The sequence below is a fragment of the Petropleomorpha daqingensis genome, from assembly GCF_013408985.1.
Classification (GTDB): domain Bacteria; phylum Actinomycetota; class Actinomycetes; order Mycobacteriales; family Geodermatophilaceae; genus Petropleomorpha; species Petropleomorpha daqingensis.
The window spans coordinates 3,043,254-3,062,153 of record NZ_JACBZT010000001.1; the positions used below are offsets into that span (position 1 = coordinate 3,043,254).

The 18,900-nt window shown below is 73.3% G+C and carries 27 protein-coding genes; 15 read left to right on the top strand and 12 right to left on the bottom strand.

What is annotated here, in order from left to right; translation table 11 throughout:
* Positions 1 to 9: 9 nt before the first annotated feature.
* Both GGQ55_RS15045 and GGQ55_RS15050 read right to left on the bottom strand, forming a co-directional pair.
* The gene (locus GGQ55_RS15045) at positions 10 to 228 is read right to left on the bottom strand and encodes a hypothetical protein (RefSeq protein ID WP_179718024.1); all 219 of its coding nucleotides are present in this window, start codon (positions 226 to 228) and stop codon (positions 10 to 12) included.
* Between the two features lie 20 nt (positions 229 to 248).
* Positions 249 to 617 carry a DUF2267 domain-containing protein gene (locus GGQ55_RS15050; protein ID WP_218859287.1) on the bottom strand — a complete coding sequence of 123 codons (369 nt, stop codon included), beginning with the start codon at positions 615 to 617 and terminating at the stop codon, positions 249 to 251.
* Positions 618 to 810: 193 nt separating this feature from the next.
* On the opposite strand from GGQ55_RS15050, the gene GGQ55_RS15055 reads away from it, so the two are divergent.
* The 7 genes from GGQ55_RS15055 (at position 811) to GGQ55_RS15085 (ending at position 5,385) form a co-directional block, all read left to right on the top strand.
* Complete coding sequence (locus GGQ55_RS15055) at positions 811 to 1,050, top strand: hypothetical protein (protein ID WP_179718027.1); 240 nt, start codon at positions 811 to 813, stop codon at positions 1,048 to 1,050.
* 119 nt (positions 1,051 to 1,169) lie between these two features.
* Positions 1,170 to 2,318, top strand: coding sequence for a glutathione-independent formaldehyde dehydrogenase (locus GGQ55_RS15060; RefSeq protein WP_179718030.1), 1,149 nt, complete (start codon positions 1,170 to 1,172; stop codon positions 2,316 to 2,318).
* A gap of 1 nt (position 2,319) precedes the next feature.
* On the top strand, positions 2,320 to 2,895 hold the full coding sequence (locus GGQ55_RS15065) for a type 1 glutamine amidotransferase domain-containing protein (protein WP_179718032.1): 576 nt from the start codon (positions 2,320 to 2,322) through the stop codon (positions 2,893 to 2,895).
* Positions 2,896 to 2,946: 51 nt separating this feature from the next.
* On the top strand, positions 2,947 to 3,102 hold the full coding sequence (locus tag GGQ55_RS15070) for a hypothetical protein (RefSeq protein ID WP_179718034.1): 156 nt from the start codon (positions 2,947 to 2,949) through the stop codon (positions 3,100 to 3,102).
* A 43-nt stretch (positions 3,103 to 3,145) separates the two neighbouring features.
* The gene (locus GGQ55_RS15075; protein WP_179722743.1) at positions 3,146 to 3,520 is read left to right on the top strand and encodes an ArsR/SmtB family transcription factor; all 375 of its coding nucleotides are present in this window, start codon (positions 3,146 to 3,148) and stop codon (positions 3,518 to 3,520) included.
* A complete protein-coding gene (locus GGQ55_RS15080) occupies positions 3,517 to 4,191 on the top strand; it encodes a cation diffusion facilitator family transporter (protein ID WP_179718036.1) in 675 nt (224 codons plus the stop codon). The genes GGQ55_RS15075 and GGQ55_RS15080 overlap by 4 nt, the downstream gene beginning before the upstream one ends.
* A gap of 9 nt (positions 4,192 to 4,200) precedes the next feature.
* A complete protein-coding gene (locus GGQ55_RS15085) occupies positions 4,201 to 5,385 on the top strand; it encodes a M20 family metallopeptidase (protein WP_179718038.1) in 1,185 nt (394 codons plus the stop codon).
* On the opposite strand, the gene GGQ55_RS15090 is transcribed toward GGQ55_RS15085, so the two are convergent.
* The 4 genes from GGQ55_RS15090 to GGQ55_RS15105 are packed head-to-tail and all read right to left on the bottom strand — an operon-like array spanning position 5,339 to position 7,512.
* The gene (locus GGQ55_RS15090) at positions 5,339 to 6,091 is read right to left on the bottom strand and encodes an ABC transporter permease (RefSeq protein ID WP_179718040.1); all 753 of its coding nucleotides are present in this window, start codon (positions 6,089 to 6,091) and stop codon (positions 5,339 to 5,341) included. The genes GGQ55_RS15085 and GGQ55_RS15090 overlap by 47 nt on opposite strands.
* On the bottom strand, positions 6,088 to 6,858 hold the full coding sequence (locus tag GGQ55_RS15095; RefSeq protein ID WP_179718042.1) for an ABC transporter ATP-binding protein: 771 nt from the start codon (positions 6,856 to 6,858) through the stop codon (positions 6,088 to 6,090). The genes GGQ55_RS15090 and GGQ55_RS15095 overlap by 4 nt, the downstream gene beginning before the upstream one ends.
* Complete coding sequence (locus GGQ55_RS15100) at positions 6,855 to 7,208, bottom strand: DUF1048 domain-containing protein (protein WP_179718044.1); 354 nt, start codon at positions 7,206 to 7,208, stop codon at positions 6,855 to 6,857. Before GGQ55_RS15100 ends, GGQ55_RS15095 begins: the two co-directional genes overlap by 4 nt.
* On the bottom strand, positions 7,201 to 7,512 hold the full coding sequence (locus tag GGQ55_RS15105; RefSeq protein WP_281371307.1) for a PadR family transcriptional regulator: 312 nt from the start codon (positions 7,510 to 7,512) through the stop codon (positions 7,201 to 7,203). The genes GGQ55_RS15100 and GGQ55_RS15105 overlap by 8 nt, the downstream gene beginning before the upstream one ends.
* Before the next feature lie 130 nt (positions 7,513 to 7,642).
* Between GGQ55_RS15105 and GGQ55_RS15110 the strand changes: the two genes are divergently transcribed.
* Entirely contained in the window at positions 7,643 to 7,840 is a 198-nt protein-coding gene (locus tag GGQ55_RS15110) for a hypothetical protein (RefSeq protein WP_179718046.1), read from the top strand.
* On the opposite strand, the gene GGQ55_RS15115 is transcribed toward GGQ55_RS15110, so the two are convergent.
* The 4 genes from GGQ55_RS15115 to GGQ55_RS15130 form a co-directional block, all read right to left on the bottom strand.
* Positions 7,841 to 10,120 (bottom strand): hypothetical protein, encoded by a 2,280-nt coding sequence (locus tag GGQ55_RS15115; protein ID WP_179718048.1) that lies wholly within the window; start codon positions 10,118 to 10,120, stop codon positions 7,841 to 7,843.
* 9 nt (positions 10,121 to 10,129) lie between these two features.
* Complete coding sequence (locus tag GGQ55_RS15120) at positions 10,130 to 10,795, bottom strand: hypothetical protein (RefSeq protein WP_218859288.1); 666 nt, start codon at positions 10,793 to 10,795, stop codon at positions 10,130 to 10,132.
* Between the two features lie 75 nt (positions 10,796 to 10,870).
* Positions 10,871 to 11,344, bottom strand: coding sequence for an SRPBCC family protein (locus tag GGQ55_RS15125; RefSeq protein ID WP_179718052.1), 474 nt, complete (start codon positions 11,342 to 11,344; stop codon positions 10,871 to 10,873).
* Positions 11,341 to 11,661: an ArsR/SmtB family transcription factor gene (locus tag GGQ55_RS15130; RefSeq protein WP_366489389.1), complete on the bottom strand. Its 321-nt coding sequence runs from the start codon at positions 11,659 to 11,661 to the stop codon at positions 11,341 to 11,343. Before GGQ55_RS15130 ends, GGQ55_RS15125 begins: the two co-directional genes overlap by 4 nt.
* Before the next feature lie 104 nt (positions 11,662 to 11,765).
* Here GGQ55_RS15130 and GGQ55_RS26505 point away from each other — a divergent pair, with 104 nt between their 5' ends.
* Entirely contained in the window at positions 11,766 to 11,936 is a 171-nt protein-coding gene (locus GGQ55_RS26505; protein ID WP_218859289.1) for a hypothetical protein, read from the top strand.
* A complete protein-coding gene (gene ligD, locus GGQ55_RS15135; RefSeq protein WP_218859290.1) occupies positions 11,933 to 12,901 on the top strand; it encodes a non-homologous end-joining DNA ligase in 969 nt (322 codons plus the stop codon). The genes GGQ55_RS26505 and ligD overlap by 4 nt, the downstream gene beginning before the upstream one ends.
* Before the next feature lie 6 nt (positions 12,902 to 12,907).
* Here ligD and GGQ55_RS15140 read toward each other — a convergent pair whose 3' ends face one another.
* Positions 12,908 to 13,633: a hypothetical protein gene (locus tag GGQ55_RS15140; RefSeq protein WP_179718056.1), complete on the bottom strand. Its 726-nt coding sequence runs from the start codon at positions 13,631 to 13,633 to the stop codon at positions 12,908 to 12,910.
* Positions 13,634 to 13,765: 132 nt separating this feature from the next.
* A complete protein-coding gene (locus tag GGQ55_RS15145) occupies positions 13,766 to 14,572 on the bottom strand; it encodes a siderophore-interacting protein (RefSeq protein WP_179718058.1) in 807 nt (268 codons plus the stop codon).
* Between the two features lie 129 nt (positions 14,573 to 14,701).
* On the opposite strand from GGQ55_RS15145, the gene GGQ55_RS15150 reads away from it, so the two are divergent.
* The 5 genes from GGQ55_RS15150 to GGQ55_RS15170 all read left to right on the top strand — a co-directional run bounded on the left by GGQ55_RS15150 (position 14,702) and on the right by GGQ55_RS15170 (position 18,874).
* Positions 14,702 to 15,229 carry a SigE family RNA polymerase sigma factor gene (locus GGQ55_RS15150; protein WP_366489392.1) on the top strand — a complete coding sequence of 176 codons (528 nt, stop codon included), beginning with the start codon at positions 14,702 to 14,704 and terminating at the stop codon, positions 15,227 to 15,229.
* A complete protein-coding gene (locus GGQ55_RS15155) occupies positions 15,226 to 16,590 on the top strand; it encodes a hypothetical protein (protein ID WP_179718060.1) in 1,365 nt (454 codons plus the stop codon). Before GGQ55_RS15150 ends, GGQ55_RS15155 begins: the two co-directional genes overlap by 4 nt.
* A 49-nt stretch (positions 16,591 to 16,639) precedes the next feature.
* Entirely contained in the window at positions 16,640 to 17,734 is a 1,095-nt protein-coding gene (locus GGQ55_RS15160) for a sensor histidine kinase (protein WP_179718062.1), read from the top strand.
* Entirely contained in the window at positions 17,731 to 18,384 is a 654-nt protein-coding gene (locus tag GGQ55_RS15165; RefSeq protein WP_179718064.1) for a response regulator, read from the top strand. The genes GGQ55_RS15160 and GGQ55_RS15165 overlap by 4 nt, the downstream gene beginning before the upstream one ends.
* Positions 18,385 to 18,466: 82 nt before the next feature.
* The gene (locus GGQ55_RS15170) at positions 18,467 to 18,874 is read left to right on the top strand and encodes a hypothetical protein (RefSeq protein ID WP_179718067.1); all 408 of its coding nucleotides are present in this window, start codon (positions 18,467 to 18,469) and stop codon (positions 18,872 to 18,874) included.
* Positions 18,875 to 18,900: the final 26 nt, after the last annotated feature.

Below are 18,900 nucleotides of genomic sequence, written 5' to 3' on the forward strand. Positions count from 1 at the left end.
CGGTGGTGCTCAGACGAGCCCCTCGTTGTGCGGTTCGATGCTGGCCGAGGGATCCACCCCCTCGTCGGCGGCAGGCTGCACCGGGCCTTCGCCCGGCTCGGAACCGGAGCCGGCGGCGGTGTTCCGGGAGGACCGCTCCGGATCGGTCACGTCCGTCGTCGTCGGCGCCTGACCGATGCGCTTGGCGGCCGGCCCGGTCCCGGTCTCCTCGAGCTCTGACTCGCTCACAACTCCTCCATCCAGTTCGTTCACTGCACGAGCCGGGCGAACTCCCCGCCCAGCTGGGAGAGCACGTCGTCGAACTCGCCCGGCTCGACCGCGTCACGGGTCGTGGCGAGGACGGCGACCATGCCGTCCCGCGCCTCCTTCTCGGGCAGGTGCGCCATGTGGGCGACCCGCCGGGCGAACTCGTCGGGCCCGAAGGGGTGCGCCTCCGGTTCCGGCGGGATGAGGTCGGCCTGCAGGTCGCCGGGCAGCTGAGCACGCAGGTCGTCGGCCTCACCGCCGGTGAGCCGCTCGGCCAGCACGCGCAACGTCGCATGGACGAGCGTCTCGGTCTCGTCGCGGGGGCGCCCGCCACGCGCTTGCACGGACGAGATGAAGTCGTCGTACTGCACTGCCCTCTCCTCCTCGCCCGGGGCCGGACGCGTCGGACGCCGACCGGTGCTCCCAACGTGGTGGATGCCGCCGCGGAAGGCCATCGGCAGACCTACCGATGTGCCCGCGCCGTCCGCGCGCCGATGCTGGAGCCGCGGAGGCCTCCCGGGACGCGGACCCGCGCGTCGAGCCGGCCTCCCGGGGAGGACCACCATGCGAGTCGAAGACCTGTCGGGCGACGACGCCACCGTGTACCGGGCCGTGGCCGAGGTGGAGGTCGGTACCGGCGCGCCGCACCTGCAGGACATCGCCCGTGCTGCCGGTCTGGACCTCGAGCGGGCGCGGACCGCCGTCCACCGGTTGCTGCACACCGAGCCGAAGATCCTGCACGAGGTCCCCGACACCGGCCCCACCGACCTGGGACCGGTGTACGAGCTGGCGCCCCGGACCTGACCGGCTCGGCGGCTCGGTATCGGCATGTCTGCCGATACCGGGCTCCCCGCCGCGCCGGGTGCAATCGAGGTCCGGTTCGGATCCGGATCGGGGGAGAGCACCAGCGACGAGGAGGCACCGTGAAGGCAGTGGTCTACGAAGGCCCGCGGCAGGTCAGCGTCAATGACGTCCCGGACGCGCGCGTCGAGCGGCCGACCGACGTGCTCGTCCGCATCACCACGACCAACATCTGCGGTTCCGATCTGCACATGTACGAGGGCCGCACCGACTTCGAGACCGGTCGGTGGTTCGGGCACGAGAACATGGGAGAGGTCATCGAGGTCGGCGACGGTGTCGACAAGGTCCAGGTGGGCGACCGCGTCGTCCTGCCGTTCAACGTCGCCTGCGGGCACTGCAAGAACTGCGAGCACGGCCTGACCAACTACTGCCTGACCGCCCAGCCGGATCCGCAGATGGCCGGTGCCGCGTACGGGTTCGCCGACATGGGCCCGTGGGCGGGTGGCCAGGCCGAGTTGCTCCGGGTGCCCTGGGGGGACTTCAACTGCCTGCGCCTCGGGGAGGACGCGGACGAGAAGGCCACCGACTATGTGATGCTGGCCGACATCTGGCCGACCGGCTACCACGCCACGGAGCTGGCCGGCGTCTCGCCCGGCGACCAGACCGTCATCTACGGCGCAGGACCGGTCGGGCTGATGGCCGCGCTGTCGGCCACCATCCGTGGTGCCAGCAAGGTGATGATCGTCGACCGGCACCCCGACCGGCTGCGGCTGGCCGAGTCGATCGGCGCGATCGCCATCGACGACTCGAAGGTCGACCCGGTCGAGGCCGTGCTCGAGCAGACGATGGGCCTCGGCGCGGACAACGGCTGCGAGTGCGTGGGCTACCAGGCGCACGACCCCGAGGGGAACGAGCACCCGAACGACACCCTGAACAAGCTGGTGAGGTCCGTGCGGTTCACCGGGAAGATCGGTTCGATCGGCGTCTTCGTGCCGCAGGACCCCGGGGGTCCCGACGAGCTGGCCAAGAACGGGCAGGTCGCCTTCGACTACGGCTTGTACTGGTTCAAGGGCCAGCACATCGGCAGCGGCCAGGCCCCGGTCAAGAAGTACAACCGTCAGCTGCGCGACCTGATCGCCGCCGGCAAGGCCGAGCCGTCGTTCATCGTCAGCCACGAGCTGCCGCTGGACGAGGCTCCGGAGGCCTACAAGCACTTCGATGCCCGGGACGAGGGCTGGACCAAGGTCGTCCTGCACCCGGCGGGTGCCTGACATGGCAGGAGAGCTGAACGGACGACGGGTCGCGATCCTGGCGGCCGACGGTGTCGAGCGGGTCGAGCTCGAGCAACCGCGCCGGGCTCTCGACGACGCCGGCGCGCGGACCGAGGTGCTGTCGATCCACGACGGGGAGATCGCGGCGCGGAACAACGACCTGGAGGACGCCGGCACGTTCGGCGTCGACCGGCTGGTCGGCGCGGCGTCGGTGGACGAGTACGACGCGCTGTTGCTGCCCGGGGGGACGGTGAACCCGGACCAGCTGCGGATGCAACCCGCCGCGGTGCAGTTCGTCCGCGACTTCGTCCGGTCGGGCAAGCCGGTCGCCTCGATCTGCCACGGCCCGTGGAACTTCGTCGAGGCCGATGTCGCGCGCGGCCGCCGGTTGACGTCGTTCCCGAGCATCCGCACCGACCTGCGCAACGCGGGCGCGGAGGTGGTCGACGAGCAGGTCGTCACCGACGGCAACATCACCACGAGTCGGTCTCCCGACGACCTGCCGGCGTTCTGCGAGCGGATCGTGCAGGAGTTCGCCGGCGCCCCGCAGCCCGCTGGTGCCGGAGGTCGCGCCTGACCTCGTGGACCGGCACCGGGCCCCCGCCCGCCCGGTGCCGGGCCGACGGTCGTGACCGAGGGCGGCGAGGACCAGCAGACCCCGGACCTGCTCGCCGCCATGGGCCGCCACCTCGTCCAGGGCCGGCACCTCAGCCGGCCGACGCCCATCGCCACCTGCCCGGCTGGCCGCGGCTGGACCACGCGGCCGACACCCGCGCGGCGGTGAGCGCCACCGCCGTGTCGCGCGCCGCTAGCATCGGCATGTGCCGATGACACCGGAGATCGCCGTCATGTCAGCGCCGGAGGTCGACGAGGCAGCCGCCCTGTCGACCGCTGCGGCGCTGTTCCGCAGCCTGGGCGACCCGGCCCGGCTGGCGATCGTGCGACACCTCGCCCTCGGCGAGCACCGGGTGGTCGACCTGACCGCGCACCTCGGACTCGCCCAGTCGACGGTGAGCGGGCACCTGGACTGCCTGCGCTGCTGCGGGGTGGCGACCTCGCGCCCCCAGGGCCGCGCCTCGCTGTGGTCGCTGACCGCGAGCGCCGAGGTGCTCGGCGTCCTGGCCGCCGCCGAGCGGTTGCTCGCGGCGACGGGTGACGCCGTCGCGCTGTGCCCGACCTACGGCGAGGCGGCGAACCGGTGACCGGCACGCAACTGACATCCGCCGACCGCGCCCGGCTGGGCCGCCGCGCCCAGTGGCTGGCCGGCGCGAGCGTGGCCTACAACGTGCTGGAGGCCGTCGTCGCCGTCGCCGCGGGCGTGGTCGCCGGCTCGGTGGCACTCGTCGGGTTCGGGCTGGACTCCGTCGTCGAGGTCTCCAGCGGCCTGATCGTCCTGTGGCAGTTCCGGCACCGGATGCCGGAGACGCGGGAGCGGCAGGCGCTGCGGCTGATGGCGCTGGCCTTTTTCGGCCTGGCCGCCTACGTCACCGTCGAGTCGGTGCGCTCGCTGTTCTTCGGCGGAGAGCCGGAGACGTCACCCGTCGGCATCGCCCTGGCGATCGCGTCGCTGGTGATCATGCCGTTCCTCTCCTGGGCCCAGCGCCGCACCGGCCGTGAGCTCGGCTCGGCCACCGTGGTCGCCGACTCCACCCAGACCCTGCTGTGCACCTACCTGTCGGCGGTGCTGCTGGTCGGACTCCTGCTCAACGCGACTCTCGGCTGGGGCTGGGCCGATCCGTTGGCCGGCCTGGTCATCGCGGCCGTCGCGGCCAAGGAGGGGATCGAGGCGTGGCGCGGCGAGGGCTGCGGTGACGGCTGCTGCGCGGGACCGGTCGCCGTCGCGCTCCCCGAGATCGGACGCAGGCCCGTCTAGCCTGCCGGCATGCCGGATCCGGCCACCGAGGTCGTGGCACTCCTGTCCGACCTGGTCGGCATCGACAGCGTCAACCCCGCCCTGGTCCCCGGCGCCGCCGGCGAGGGGCGGATCGTCGAGCACCTGCGCGAGCGGCTCGAGCGGTCCGGTTTCGCCACCACGGTGGTGGGTCGCCCGGACCGGCCCAGCCTCGTGGCGGTGCCGCCGGGGGAGGCCGACCTGCCCACCGTCGTCCTCAACGGGCACCTCGACACCGTCGGGGTGGCCGGGATGCCCGAGCCGTTCACCCCGCGCGTCGACGGTGACCGGCTGTACGCCCGGGGCGCCGCGGACATGAAGGGCGGCGTCGCCGCGCTGGTCGTCGCGGCCGAGCAGCTGGTCGCGTCGGGTGCCCAGGTGAGGCCCGTGCTCGCGCTGGTGGCCGACGAGGAGGACGCGAGCCTCGGCAGCGAGGCGGTGATCGCGCGCCTCCCGGACCTCGGGGTGCGACCCGACGTCTGCCTGATCGCCGAGCCCACCGACCTGGCCCTGAGCCGGTCGTTGCGCGGGTTCGCCGTGGTCCGGGTGACGTTCGCCGGCCGGGCGGCGCACTCGTCGCAGGCGGAGCAGGGGGTCAATGCGGTCACCCATCTCGGCCGGCTGCTGCACGCCGTCGACGAGCGGGCTGCGGCGGTCCGCGCGGCCGGGGGAGACCTCATGGTCACCGTCGTGCGCGGGGGAAGGTCGCCGTTCGTCGTCCCCGACTCGGCCGAGTGCCTCGTCGAGGTCCGGACGACGCCGGAGCGGCCCGGCGCCGCGGCGCTCGACGAGGTGCGCGCCCTGCTCGATCCGCGGTGGCAGGCGGAGCCCGAGCTGATCGCCGCTCGGAACGGCTGGCGGCTGGACGCCGCGGGTCCGGCGGCCGATCTGGCGGCCCGGCTGGGCGAGGCCCTCGGCACCGGGCCGACGTTCGATGCGCCCTACTGGATGGAGGCGCCACTGTGGCAGGAGGTCTGCCCCACGCTGATCTGCGGCCCGTCCGGTGGGGGACTGCACGCCGCCGACGAGTGGGTCGACCTGGGGCAGGTCCGCAGGTTCGCGACGGCGCTGCCCGCCGTGCTCAGCACTCTGGACGCCGGGTCCCGCGAGACCGGCGTCCAGAGTGCTGTCACGGAACTCGCCGGTAGGCCCGCATCGCGAAGAAGTAGGCGATGAGACCGATCCCCACGCACCAGGCCAGCGCCGTCCAGATCCCGGTGCCGACCGGCTGGCCGGTCAGCAGGTTGCGCAGCGTCCCGACGATGGCGGTGACCGGCTGGTTCTCCGCGAACGCCCGCACCGGCCCCGGCATGGTGTCGGTGGGCACGAACGCCGAGCTGAGGAACGGCAGGAAGACCAGCGGGTAGGAGAACGCCGCCGCGCCGTCGATGGTCTTCGCCGTCAGTCCGGGCACCACCGCGAGCCAGGTCAGGGCGAGGGTGAACAGCACCAGGATGCCCACCGCGGCGAGCCACGCCGCCAGGTTCGCGCCGGACCGGAAGCCCATCACCAGAGCGACCCCGATGATGATCACCAGCGAGATCGCGTTGGACACCAGCGAGGTCAGCACGTGCGCCCACAGCACCGACGAGCGCGCCACGGGCAGGGAGTGCAGCCGCGTGACGATCCCCTTCTGCATGTCGCTGAAGATGCGCACCGCCGTGTAGGAGATGCCGCTCGCGATGGCGATCAGCAGGATGCCGGGCAAGAGGTAGTTCACGTAGTTGTCGGTGCCGGCATCGATGGCGCCGCCGAACACGTAGACGAACAGCAGCAGGAATGCGATCGGCATGACCGCGACCGTGATGATCGTGTCCGGGCTGCGCTGGATGTGTCGCATCGACCGCCCGAACAGCGTGACGGTGTCCCTGAGAGCTTTCATGGCTGCACGTCCTCGGTTCTGTGGCCGACGACGGCGAGGAAGATCTCCTCCAATGTCGGCTGCTTCTCGACGTATTCGACCTTCGCGGGCGGGAGGAGCCGCTTCAGTTCGGCGAGCGTGCCGTTCGCGATGATGCGCCCGCCGTGCAGGATCGCGATGCGGTCGGCCAGGTGCTCGGCCTCGTCCAGGTATTGCGTGGTCAGGAGGATCGTCGTCCCCGATCCGGCGAGCTCCTTGATGGTCGTCCAGACCTCGCGCCGTCCCTCGGGGTCCAGGCCCGTGGTCGGCTCGTCGAGGAAGAGAACGGCGGGGGAGCCGACCAGGCTCATGGCGATGTCCAACCGGCGGATCATGCCGCCGGAGTACGTGCCGGCCCGCTTGTCCGCCGCGTCCTGCAGCCCGAACTGCCGCAGCAGGCGATCGGCGAGCTGTGCCGGGTCGGGCACCTCCCGCAGCTTGGCGACGAGCACGAGGTTCTCCCGGCCGGTGAGCACGTCGTCCACCGCGGAGAACTGGCCGGTCAGGCTGATCCGCTCCCGCACCCGCGCCGACTCGTGCGTCGTGTCGAAGCCGCAGACCCGCGCGCCCCCGCCGTCGGGCGTGAGCAGCGTGGCGAGGATGTTGACCGTCGTCGTCTTGCCGGCCCCGTTCGAGCCCAGCAGGGCGAAGATCTCCCCACGCCGCACCTCGAGGTCGACGCCCTTCAGGACCTGGTTGTCCTTGAACGCCTTCTGCAGGTCGACGGTCTCGATGGCGACCTCGGTCACTGCCCGGCCCCCTCGCTGCGCAGCTTCTTGCGCACGTCGCGGTTGAGCTCGTCGTGCCACTTCTCGGTGTAGGTCGTGGCGTTGCGCAGCAGTTCGTCGCTGAAGTCGGCGACGTCCTCGCCGGTGACCTCGAGCACGCGCCGGCCCTCCGCCGCGCTGGCCTCGAACAGGCCGAGCAGGTCCTTGAGGATCGCGACGATGTCCATGCCGCCGCCACCGGCGAACTTGAACATGTACCTCATGATCCCGTCGTAGACGATCTGGTAGTCGCGCGGCAGAGCGGCGGCTCGCGCCTGCATGTCGCGCCATTCCTTCTTGTCCCCGATCAGCTTCTTCAGGAAGTTAGTCATGCGTCTGCTCCTTCAATTCGTTGATCTTGAGTGACACGAAGTCCCATTTGGCCCAGAACGCCGCGAGCTCGGCGCGGCCGGTGTCGGTGAGCGAGTAGAACTTCCGGGGCGGGCCCATCGTCGAGGGCTTCTTCTCGATGTCGACGAGGTCGTTCTTCTCCAGTCGCAGGAGAATGGTGTAGACGGTTCCTTCGACGACGTCGACGAAGCCGAGTTCGCGCAACGTGGATGCGATCTCGTAGCCGTAGGTCTCTCCGCGGCCGATGATCTCGAGCACGCACCCCTCGAGCACGCCCTTCAACATCTCCGTGAGGTTCTCCAGCGGAATCCCTCCTCTCGTGTCCGGTCGGTACTCAGTAGGACTGAGTACCGGTACTCTGTGGCACGAGGTACCGGGTTGTCAAGGCCGCCCGGTCGGAGGAGGGTCGTCTGGCGTGTTCGACCTGAATCGCTCGCCGGTCACCCGCGAGCACGTGCTCCGGCTGCTGCCGATCATGGGGCTGCGCCCCGAGCAGGAGGAGCAGCTGCTCGCCCTGCCCTATCCGGTCGACTTCAGCGTCGCCGCGGCCGCGTTCGAGGCGGTCGGCGTCGATCTGGACACGCTGATGGACCGGATGGGCAGCAGCCCCTGATCAAGGGGTCGACGACGCGGAGGCGGCGTCCGTGGACGACGGCGACGCCGTCGTGGGTTCGGCGGCCGTCGTGCTCGCCGCCGCGTCGGACGACGTCGGTGCGGCCGACCCGCTCGGCTCCGCGGAGGCGGTCGCGCTCGCGCTGGACGACGACCCGCTCCCCGACGCGCTCGAGGACGACGCCGACCCGGTGGGCGAGGCGGCGGCGGAGGACGACGTCGACCCCTCGTCGGCGACGATCCCGCTGTCGTCCAGCACGGTCTGCACCTGCTGCTGCACCGCCTGGACCTGGGCGAGGACCTCCGCGGGCGAGGCGTCGACGGTGATCGAGTCGAGCTGTCCCAGCGCGTCGCGCAGCTTCGCCTGGAGCTCAGCCGACGGTTGCTCCGACACCGTGACCACGATCTGGTAGGCGATCGCCGTCGTCAGGCAGGACGGGCAGTCGACGTTCAGCGCGCCGGCCGCGTTGATCGGCGCGATCGTGTCGCTCTGCCCGACCACCAGCACGACCTGGAACGAGACGGCGACCGTCGTGCAGCCGTGGCACGAGGCGAGGGCGAACGCGCTGTTGGTGTTGGTCACCGGCGCGCCGTCGTCGACGGTGATCAGGGCGTAGGAGATGTCGTAGACGACCCCGCCGTCGGTCGTGTTGACCGCCAGCGCCTGGGTGTCGCCCGGGCCGGGCGCCGAGGGCAGCCGGAACGGGAACGACGTCCCGACCGTGCCCGAACCGTCGACGGCGACGGCGGTCGCCGGTTCGCCATCGGGGCCCGGGACGAGGAACAGCGCCGGGTGCTCGGTCGTCGGCCCGTCCTGCGGGATCGCGGCCAGGGCCAGCACCGGAGCGGGGGAGGACGACGACCGGACGGTGGTCTGCGGCGAGCCCAGCATCTGCACGAACGAGGGCAGGGTGCCGCGGTCGGAGGCGCGCACCGGCTCGTACTGACCCGACGGCCACCACGCCCAGGCCAGCCCGGCGACGACGGCGGCCCCCGCGACCACCGCCACCGTGCGGCGTCCCGGTCGGCCCGCGCTCCACGCCCGGGTCTTGGAGAACCCCGTGCGCGCCACCCGCTGCGTCACCAGCACGCTGCCCAGGACCGGCAGGACCAGCGCGAGCAGCTGCAGCAGCCCGGCGAGCCCCGCGAAGAAGTCGCCGGAGCCGAACTGGTCCGGCAGCCGACCGGCGATCAGCCGCCCGCTCTCCCACGCCGTCGTCACCAGCCGCGGCAGCAGCAGCACCGCGCCGAGCATCAGCGACAGCAGCACCGGGACGACGACCAGCACCCAGACGGTGACGATCGCCCGGGCGCGGCCGGTGAGCGCCGACGGCGACCGGCGCCCGCCGGGCAGCAGCCGCTTCATCGTCGGCCCGATGTGCGCGTAGAGGTCGGGGACGCCGGTCGTGTCGGCGAGGATGTGGTAGCCGTCCGCCCGGATCACCGGCGAGAGCTGGCGGACCATCTGCAGCAGCTGGAGCGCCACGAGCAGCAGCAGCGCGTCGCGGCGCACGACCAGCCAGACCGCCATCGTCAGCACGGCGACGACCGCGTTGAGGTAGAGCCCGGCGAGGTCGACGCGCAGCCGGCTGCGCCGGTCGAGCCGGTAGGCGTCGGTGACGTCGGTGTAGAACGCCGGCCAGACCAGGTACAGCCCCATCCCCATGCCACCGGGTTCGGCTCCGCCGTACCGGCAGGCGGCGGCGTGCCCGATCTCGTGCGCCCCGGCGGAGAGCACGCCGAGCGCGAAGACGAGCAGCAGCAGCCCGGGGGAGTGGAAGGCCTCGGCGGTCGCCCCGGCGACGCCCCGCTCGACCAGCACGAACCAGCAGACGGCGGCGAACGCGACCAGCACCGGCCAGAGCAGCCACGGCCGGAACAGGAAGGTGAACGGCGCGATCAGCCGGCGGGTGATCGCCGGGTTGGTGACGAGCACCTTCCAGCGCAGCGCGAGCAGCGGGTTGGCCCGCGGCGGCGCGGCGGACTCGGTGCCCGCGAGCAGCCCCTGCGCGGCCAGCTTCTCGGCCAGGGCCCGAACCTGGTCGGCGTCCAGCCGGCGGCCGAGCCGCTCGGACGTCGCCGCGGCCAGCTCGTCGAGGGAACGACGCCCGTCGATGCACTCGAGCAGCCCGTACAGCAGCGGGCCGAGCTGCACCATCTGGCCGTCGGCGCGCCGCACCAGGGCGGCGCCGTCCCGATAGCCCGACCCGTGCACCGGGCCGAGCAGGTCGACGCCGGCGGCGCGCGCGAGCGCGCCGCCGGTCACGCCGGTCGCGGTCATCGGGCCGCGCTACTGCTGGGTGACGCTGGTGTCCTGCTCGGCGGTCGCATCGGCGGACACGTCGTCGAGGTGCTGGACGACGTTGACGTCCTGGACGGCGACCGCCTGCGCCTGCGCGCCCTCCGAGCCGATGTTGGCGCTGACGGCGGCGTCGATCGGGGCGGCGACGTTCGCGTTCGCGGCCACCGCGCCGTCGATCGGCGCGGTGAGGTTCGCGTTGGCGTCCACGTTGATGTTGGCGTTGAGCAGGCTGCCGCCGTTGAGCAACGAGTCGACGCCGCCCGTCGTCGTCGAGGTGCCGGTCGTGCCGCCGTCGCCGGTCGTCGTCCCGTCGGTCGTCCCGTCGCCGGTCGTCGGGTCGCTGTTCTGGGCGATGTCGGCGTGCTGTGGCGCGGTCGCGTCGGCCGTGCCGGTGATGCCCTGGTCGATCGTCCCGGTCTGCTGCGCCTCGCCGATGGCGATGGCGTCCGGCGAGAGCAGGTTGGCCGCGGCCGCTGCCTCGATCGGCGCCGCCACGTTCAGGTTGGCCGCCGCCGCCAGGTCGACGGGCGCGGCGAGATCGAGGCCCAGGTCGACGTTGGCGTTCACGTCGAGCAGGGAGAGGACCTCCTTGTTCGGCAGGGCGACGGCGCCCTCGGCCTCGATCTCGTCGCTCGAGACACGGTCCTGGTCCACGACACCCTCCTCGGTCCGGCGCACTGCGCGTCGGCCGGGGACCGTTTCCAGGTCAGGAGCCGGCGAAACGTCCCGTCACCCGAACAGGGCGGCGTAGCGGTCCAGGTAGAGCGGCCAGCCCTGGTCGGTGCCGACGCCGGCGGCCACGCCTTCCCACCCGGGACCGTGCCGGTCGAGGTGGCGGTGCTCGAGGTCCACCCGCGTGCGGTCCGGCCCCTCGGCGGTGAACGTCACCTCGACCTCGCTGGTGTTCTCCGGGTCGTCCTCGACCTGCCAGGTCGGCCCGATGTCCCAGCTGAACACCACCCGCTGCGGCGGTTCGTAGACCAGCACGCGCGCCCAGCGGCACTCGCTGCCGTCGGTGCCGCGGTCGTAGATGGAGCCACCGACCCTCGGCTCGAAGACCGTCTCGACGATCGGGACGGCGAGGATGTTGTGCTCCTTCGGCTTGAAGTCGCCGAAGCGTTCGGTGAACACCGCGAACGCCCGGTCGATCGGCGCCGCGACGACGATCGACCTGCGGACCACGGCAGCCGGTGCCTGGGTCATGTCTCCTCCGGTGGTTGTGCGACGACGTCCCCGTACGAGGTCAGGGCTCTGTTCCAGAAGGTGTCGAGCTGGTCGCGCAGCGCGGCGACCGCGGTGGGGTTCAGGCGGTAGATGCGGCGGGTGCCGGTGGCGCGCTCGCTGACCAGGCCGGCGTCCTTGAGGATCTTCAGCGCCTGGGACACCGCGGGGCGGCTGATCGGCAGCTCCGCGGCGAGCTCGCCCACCGCCAGCGGACCCTCCGCGAGGCGGGCCACGATGGCCCGGCGCGTCGGGTCACCGAGGGCGGCCCAGCCGGCCGAGTCCCGGTAAGCGTCCACGAACGGTAAGAGTTCTCTTACGCATGCGTCCGTGTCAATGCCGGAAGCCATTGTGGAACGGACCTGATCGGGAGCATCCTCAGCGCGCGCCGAGGAGGTGCGCGATGCCGTGGTGGGCGTGGCTCCTGCTGATCTGGGCGGTGCTCGCGACCGCTGCGGGTCTCCTGCTGGGCGCGGTCGCGGCCCGGGCACGGGCGCGGGAGCGCGCCGCGCGGGCGGCCGCGTACGAGAGCGCGCGGCCCGAGTCCTCGTCGGAGCACAGGCACGTGTCGTGAGCCAGGTCGGTGGGCTGCCGGCGTGGGTGGATCCCGAGCTGGCCACCCTGACGGCGGACCGGTTCTCCGATGCCGACTGGGTCTTCGAGCGGAAGCTGGACGGCGAGCGGTGCCTGGCGTTCGCCGACGCGGCCGGCGTGCGGCTGCTCACCCGCAACCAGAAGGACGTCACCACGACGTTCCCGGAGATCACCGCCGCCATCGCCGCGCAGCGCCACGGCGATCTGCTGGTCGACGGCGAGATCGTCGCCTTCGACGGGACGCAGACCCGTTTCGAGCGGCTGCAGCACCGGCTCGGCGTGCTCCGTCCCTCCGCGGAGGTGCTCCGGGACGTGCCGGTGCGCTACGTCGTCTTCGACGTCCTGCACGCCGACGGGCGCGACGTCCGGGACCTCCCGCTGCTGGAGCGCAAGGAGGTCCTGGCCCGCTGCCTGGACCTCCAGGACCCGCTGCGGTCTCCCGAGGCCCGGCAGGGCGACGGCGAGGCCTTCTTCGCGCAGGCGTGCCGGGACGGATGGGAGGGGCTGGTCGCCAAGCGCGCCGACGCCCCGTACCGCAGCGGGCGCAGCCGCGACTGGCTGAAGTTCAAGTGCCTCGGCGAGCAGGAGTTCGTGATCGGCGGCTGGACCGACCCGCAGCGGTCGCGGGTGGGCTTCGGCGCGCTGCTGCTCGGCTACGTCGACACCACGGGCGCCCTGGTCTACGCCGGCAAGGTCGGCACCGGGTTCGACACCGCGACGCTGCGCGAGCTGAGCGCGACGCTGGCCGGGCTGGAGCAGGAGTCCTCGCCGTTCGGCGCCGGCCGGCCGCCCCCTCGCCAGGGCGTGCACTGGGCGGCGCCGAAGCTGGTCGCCCAGATCGGCTTCGCCGAGTGGACCGACGACGGCCAGCTGCGCCAGCCGCGGTTCCTCGGTCTGCGCGATGACAAGGACCCGACGGAGGTGGGCCGGGAGATGCCGAGCTGAGCCGCCTCAGGGGGCGGGGGTTGCGGCCCCCTCGGCCGCGGGCGAGCTCGGGCTCGTGCTCGACGGCGACGCGGAGGACGACGACGCGCTGGTCGACGACGACCGCGTCGTGGGCTCCGCCCCCGACGTGCTGGTGGCGGTCGACGGCGCGGCGGGGGAGTTCTCGGCGGTCGAGCTCGCCGGCGCGGTCGTGCTGGTGGCGGACGGCGTCGGCGTCGTGGTGCCCGAGGTGGACCTGGAGCTGCCCGCCAGCTCGCCGAGCGTCGTCGTCCCGGACGACGACGAGCTGCTCACCAGCGCCGACACCGGCTTCTGCCCGACCAGCTCGATCCCGGTCACGATCGCCATCGCCACCACGAACACCGACACGGCGTAGACGGCGACCCGGCCCCACCGCGGCCGGATCGGCGTCGGCGGCCTCCGCCGCGGGTCGAGGTGCGCCGGGAGCGCCCGTGCCTCGGCGATCGGGCGCTTCTGCCCGACCGTGATCACCTTGCGCAGCCGCTCGTTCGTCTTCTTCAGCGACGTGGCGTAGAGCGACGCGCTGACCGTGGTGATCACGCTGGCCAGGGCCGCGCCGATCAGCGTCCCGGCGACGCCGAAGAACGAGGCGACGACGGCGGAGGACACCGCGGCGAGCGCGCTCGCCGCGACCTGGGCGGCGCTGAGCGAGGCCTTCTTCGGCTCGTCGGGGGAGGGGCGGACAGCGGTCTCGGTGCGCGGGGAAGACATGGGCTCCGAAAGGTCGTGCGGGGCGGGGAGGGCCCTTCCCAGGCTACGAAGACTTCCTGGCCGCCGCCTGTGCCCGCTCACGCTCAGCGGGCTGCTGACCTGCGGAAACACGGCATTGTGATTCCCGCTACGTCACGCGACGGGGGCCTCCTCGGCGGCGATCGCGGCGTTCCACTCGCGCTTGGTGGCCTGCCAGCGGTCCTCGGTGTCACCGCGCCGCCAGTAGCCCGAGACGGAGGTGAGCTCGCGCGGCAGGCCGTGCGTCTCGCGCAGGTGCCGGCGCAGCTCGCGGACCGCACCCGCCTCGCCGTGCACGAACAGGTGCCCGGTGCCCTCGGGCAGGGCGGCGGCCCGGACGGCGTCCACCAGGGCCTCGCCCGGCGCGCCGTCCCCGCGGTGCACCCAGACCAGCTCGACGCCGTCCCGGCCGTCGAGGTCGGCCTGCTCCCCCTCGGGACCGGACACCTCGACGAAGGCGAGCGCGCGGGCGCCGGCGGGCAGCCGCTCGAGGGCCGCGCCGATCGCCGGCAGCGCGCTCTCGTCGCCGGCGAGCAGGTGCCAGTCGGCGTCCGGGGCCGGCGCGTACGCCCCGCCGGGGCCGAAGAAGGAGATCCGGTCGCCGGGCTGCGCGGCCGCGGCCCACGGCCCGGCCAGCCCCTCGTCGCCGTGCCAGACGAAGTCGAGCGTGAGCTCGCCCGTGGCGGGGTCCCAGGCGCGGACGGTGTAGGTGCGGGTGACCGGTCGCTCGGGATCCGGCGCGTCCGGTGGGAAGAGGAGCTTGACGTAGTGGTCGGTGAACTCGCCGGCCGGGAAGCCGGCCAGCCCGTCGCCGCCGAGGACCACGCGGATCATGTGCGGGGTCACCCGTTCCGTGCGCAGCACCTCGGCCACGCGTGCGACGCGCGGGCGCCGTCCCCCGTTGCTGCCCGGTCCCGTCATGGCGGCCCGTCCTCTCGCTCGAGTAAGGCAAGCCTAACTCGGCCGCTCGGCTCGCCCGATCGGTTGCCTGGCAACCGAACCGGTGCCCCACCGTGTCCTACCCGGTGAGATGTCCCGGAGGAGGTCCGCGTGCCCCGTCTGCAGGAGGACGACGCGGCGGCGTTCGACGCGTTCGTCGTCGCCCGCCGCGGCTCGCTGATGCGCACCGCCCTCCTGCTCATCGGCGACCGGGGCCGCGCCGAGGATCTCGTGCAGACGGCGCTGTTCGAGACCTACCGCCGCTGGACCCGGCTGCGCGACCAGGTGGATCCGGTCGGCTACGCCCGCAAGGCGCTGGTCACCACGCACCTGAACTGGATCCGCCGCCGGTCGTGGCACGAGCCGGCCGTGGGCGAGATCGTCGACCTCGCGGCCGCGGACGACGTCGGCGTGGTCGCCGAGCGGCTCCGGATCCGCGCGGCGCTGCTGGCGCTGCCGCCCCGGATGCGCGCCGTCCTCGTCCTCCGCTTCTTCGAGGACCTCTCCGAGCGTGACACCGCCGAGCTGCTCGGCTGCAGCCCCGGCACCGTGAAGAGCCAGACCGCCCGCGGGCTGTCCCGGTTGCGGGACGCGCTCGGCGACGACGAGCCGGCCCGTTCTGCCCAGGAGGCGCGATGAGCATCGAGACCCGTCTGCGGGCGGAGCTGCGGTCGTGGGCCGACGAGCTCGACGCCGACGCCGGCCCGGACGTCACCGCCGCGTCGCTCACCGACCTGCACCACCGCCGGCTGCGCCACCGTGCGGCGCTGCTCGCGACCGCGGTCGTGGTCGTCCTCGTGGCGGTCACCGTCCCGTCGGTGCTCGGCCGGCTCGACCACCGGTCCGCGCCCGCCGCGCCGTCCCTCTACGACCTGCCCACCCGCGGGCCGCTGGCGCACGACGGGGCGTTCCTCGCCGCCGCGGTCCACCTGCCGTGGGAGGACGTCGACCCGCCCGTGCGGACCCGGCACGTGGTCTGGGCCGGCGACGTGCCCGGGGGGAAGCGCTGGGTGCTGGTGGCGGGCGAGGACACCGAGATCGGTTCCGTCGCCCTGGCCCTGTTCAGCGGTCTCGCGGGTGCCCCGGCCGACCGGCTGTCGCTCGCGAGCACCCCCAACGGGCATCCCGTCGACCAGCCGTTCGCCGTCCAGGACGCCGAGACCGGCGCGCTGCTCGTCGTGTCGGCACCCGGCGACACGATCGAGGTCTCCGAGCGGCCCGCTTACGAGGCCGACGGCACCGAGAGGCGCACCTGGGACGAGGCGACCGGCGCGGACGGGATCGCGCTGGTCCAAGTGGACCGGCTGCGCGTACCCGGGACGACTCCCGTCCAGTACCGCGTGTTCCGCGACCGGATGGAGGTGCCCAGCACCCGCGGGCCCGATGTCGTGGGGGGCGTGGAAGAGGCCGATCTGGCGCTGGCCACCGTGCACGGCCCGCTGCTGGACGAGGGGGAGGCCCAGCGGAGCGCCGCGTGGTTGCTGTCCCCGCTCGGGCTCGACCAGGGTGAGCCCGACGCGACCGTCGTCTGGCAGGGCCACGTACCCGGCCCGGACGACGGCGGCGGTCCGGCGACGGCCACCGTGGTCACCGCGACCGTGCCCGGCGGTGCCGTGCTGGTGGACGCCTGGTGGACCCGGCCGCGGGACGGGGACCTCGTCAACGGCAGCGACGGCAGCACCTGCGGGGACTGGGCGGGTAGCGCGGTGGCCCTCCCGGCCGGGCGGCCGGCCGCCGAGCGCACGTACGCCTTCTCGTGCACCGTCGTCGACAGCGGCAGCGGTGCCGGCGCGACGGCGTTCGTGATCGCCGCGCCGCCGGAGGCCGTGCACGCGCGGCTGTACGGCGCCGGTGGCGACGTCGTCGCGGAGGTCGACCTCACCGACGGCGTGGCCGTACTGCCCGGGACCGAGACGGTCGGGCAACGTCCCGCATTCGCCGTCGAGGTGTTCACCGCCGATGGGACGTCGCTGCTGCGCACGCCCGTCCTGGGGGACTGACCCGGGCGGGTCGTTGACCGGCCCGCCGCCCGGCCGCACAGTGATCGACGTGAAGCGCGCGCTGGTGGTCCTCGCCTGCCTGGCGCTGGTCACGCTGGCCGTCGAGGTGACCGATGCCCCGCACCCGGTGCTCGGCATCGGGCTCGCGGTCGGCTACACCCTGCTCGCCACCGTCGGCTTCCTCTGGGTCGAGCGGCAGCGGCGGTGGGCGCTGTCGGCCGCGTACGTGCTGGTGCAGGTCCTGCTCGGCTACGCCGTCTTCGGCTACGGGGGTGCCGGCGTCGGGGCGACCCTGCTGCTGTGCGTGCTGGTCAGCCAGGCGGTCCTGCTGCTGCCGCTGCCGGTCGCGGTGGTGCTCGCGCTGGCCGTTCCGCTCGTGCACCTGGGCATGAGCCCCGGCGCCTTCGTCCGCAACGGCCTCGGCGTGCTCGCCGCGGCCGTGTTCACCGCCGTCGTCACCGAGCTGCTGCGCCGCGAGCAGCGCTCCCGCGCGGAGCTCGCCACCGCCCACGAGCAGCTGCGCGGCTACGCCGCCCAGGCCGAGGAGCTGGCCACCACGCAGGAGCGCAACCGGGTGGCCCGCGACATCCACGACGGCCTCGGCCACCACCTCACCGTCGTCCAGATGCAGGTGCAGGCGGCGCGGGCCGTGCTCGGCACCGATCCGGATCGCGCCGACGCCGTCCTCGCCCGCGCCCAGGACTCCGCGACCGAGGCACTGGCCGAGGTGCGCCGCTCGGTCGCCGCGCTGCGTGCCGAGCGCCCGCGCCCGCCGCTGCGCACCTCGCTCGAGGGCCTCGCCGCCGAGGCGTCGGCGGCCGGGATCCCCACCGAGCTGCGGGTCACCGGCGACGTGCGCCCGCTGCCGGCCGACGCCGAGGAATCGCTGTTCCGGGCGGCGCAGGAGGCGCTCACCAACGTGCGCAAGCACGCCGAGGCCGGCTCGGCCACGGTCGTCCTCGATTTCCGCGGGCCGGCGACCGTGCGGCTGGAGGTCTGCGACGACGGCCGCGGGCTGGTCGCGAGGGGCTCCGGATTCGGCCTGGTCGGCATCCGCGAACGGGCCGCGCAGCTGGGCGGCCGGCTCGACGTCACCTCCGCGCCCGGCGGCGGGACGACGCTGCTGGTCGAGGTGCCCGGGTGACGGCGGTCCGCGTGCTGCTCGCCGACGACCAGGCGCTGTTCCGCGAGGCGCTGCGGATCCTGCTCGAGGCGCGGCCCGAGGTCGAGGTGGTGGGGGAGGCCGGCGACGGCGCCGAGGCCCTCGACCGCGCCGCGGAGCTGCGGCCCGACGTCGTCCTCATGGACCTGCACATGCCCGTGCTCGGCGGCATCGCGGCCACCCGGCGGCTGCGCGCCGAGCAGCCGGGGGTGCGGGTGCTGGCGCTGACCACCTTCGACGACGACGAGGACGTGTTCGCCGCGCTGCGGGCCGGTGCCGTCGGCTACCTGCTCAAGGACGTGACCTCCGACCGGCTGGTCGAGGCGCTGCTCGCCGCCCGCAGGGGCGAGTCGGTGCTGCAGCCGTCGGTGGCGGCCAAGGTGGTCGCGCAGTTCGCCCGCCTGACCGACGAGCCGCGTCCCCAGCCGCAGCCGCTGGTCGTGCCGCTGTCCGACCGCGAGCTCGACGTCGTCCGGCTGCTCGCCGGGGGCCGGAGCAACCGGGAGATCGCCCAGGAGCTCTACCTCGCCGAGGGCACGGTGAAGAACCACGTCACCAACGTGCTGGCCAAGCTCGGCGCCCGCGACCGCACTCAGGCGGCGCTGCGCGCCCGCGCCCTCGACCTGCTCTGACGGGGGTCACGGTCGAGAGGTGACCCGGGGTCATGACCTCCGGCACATCACCGCGGCGTCGTCCGCCGCGACTCTTTCCGCCATGAGCACCGAGACCCTCCCGCAGCAGCACGGCCGCAAGCACGTCGTGGGGCACCTGGTCCGCCACTACCTGGAGATGGTCGTGGCCATGTTCGCCGGCATGATCGCGCTCGGGCCGGTGTGGGGCCTGGTGTGGCCGGGCTGGTCGTCGACCACCGAGGTCATGGTCCTGGGCATGGCCACGAACATGGCGATCGGGATGTCGGCGTGGATGGCCTTCCGCAGGCACTCCGCCGTGGCGATCGCGGAGATGGCGGCCGCGATGTACCTGCCGTTCCTCGTCCTGCTCGTGCCCTACTGGGCGGGCGCGGTATCCGCCGGCGTCGTGTTCACCGGCGGCCACCTGCTCATGCTGCCGGCGATGGCCCTGCCGATGGTCTGGTGGCGCCGGTCGGAGTACGTGCACTGAGGATTCGGGACCTTCGGGACTGACCA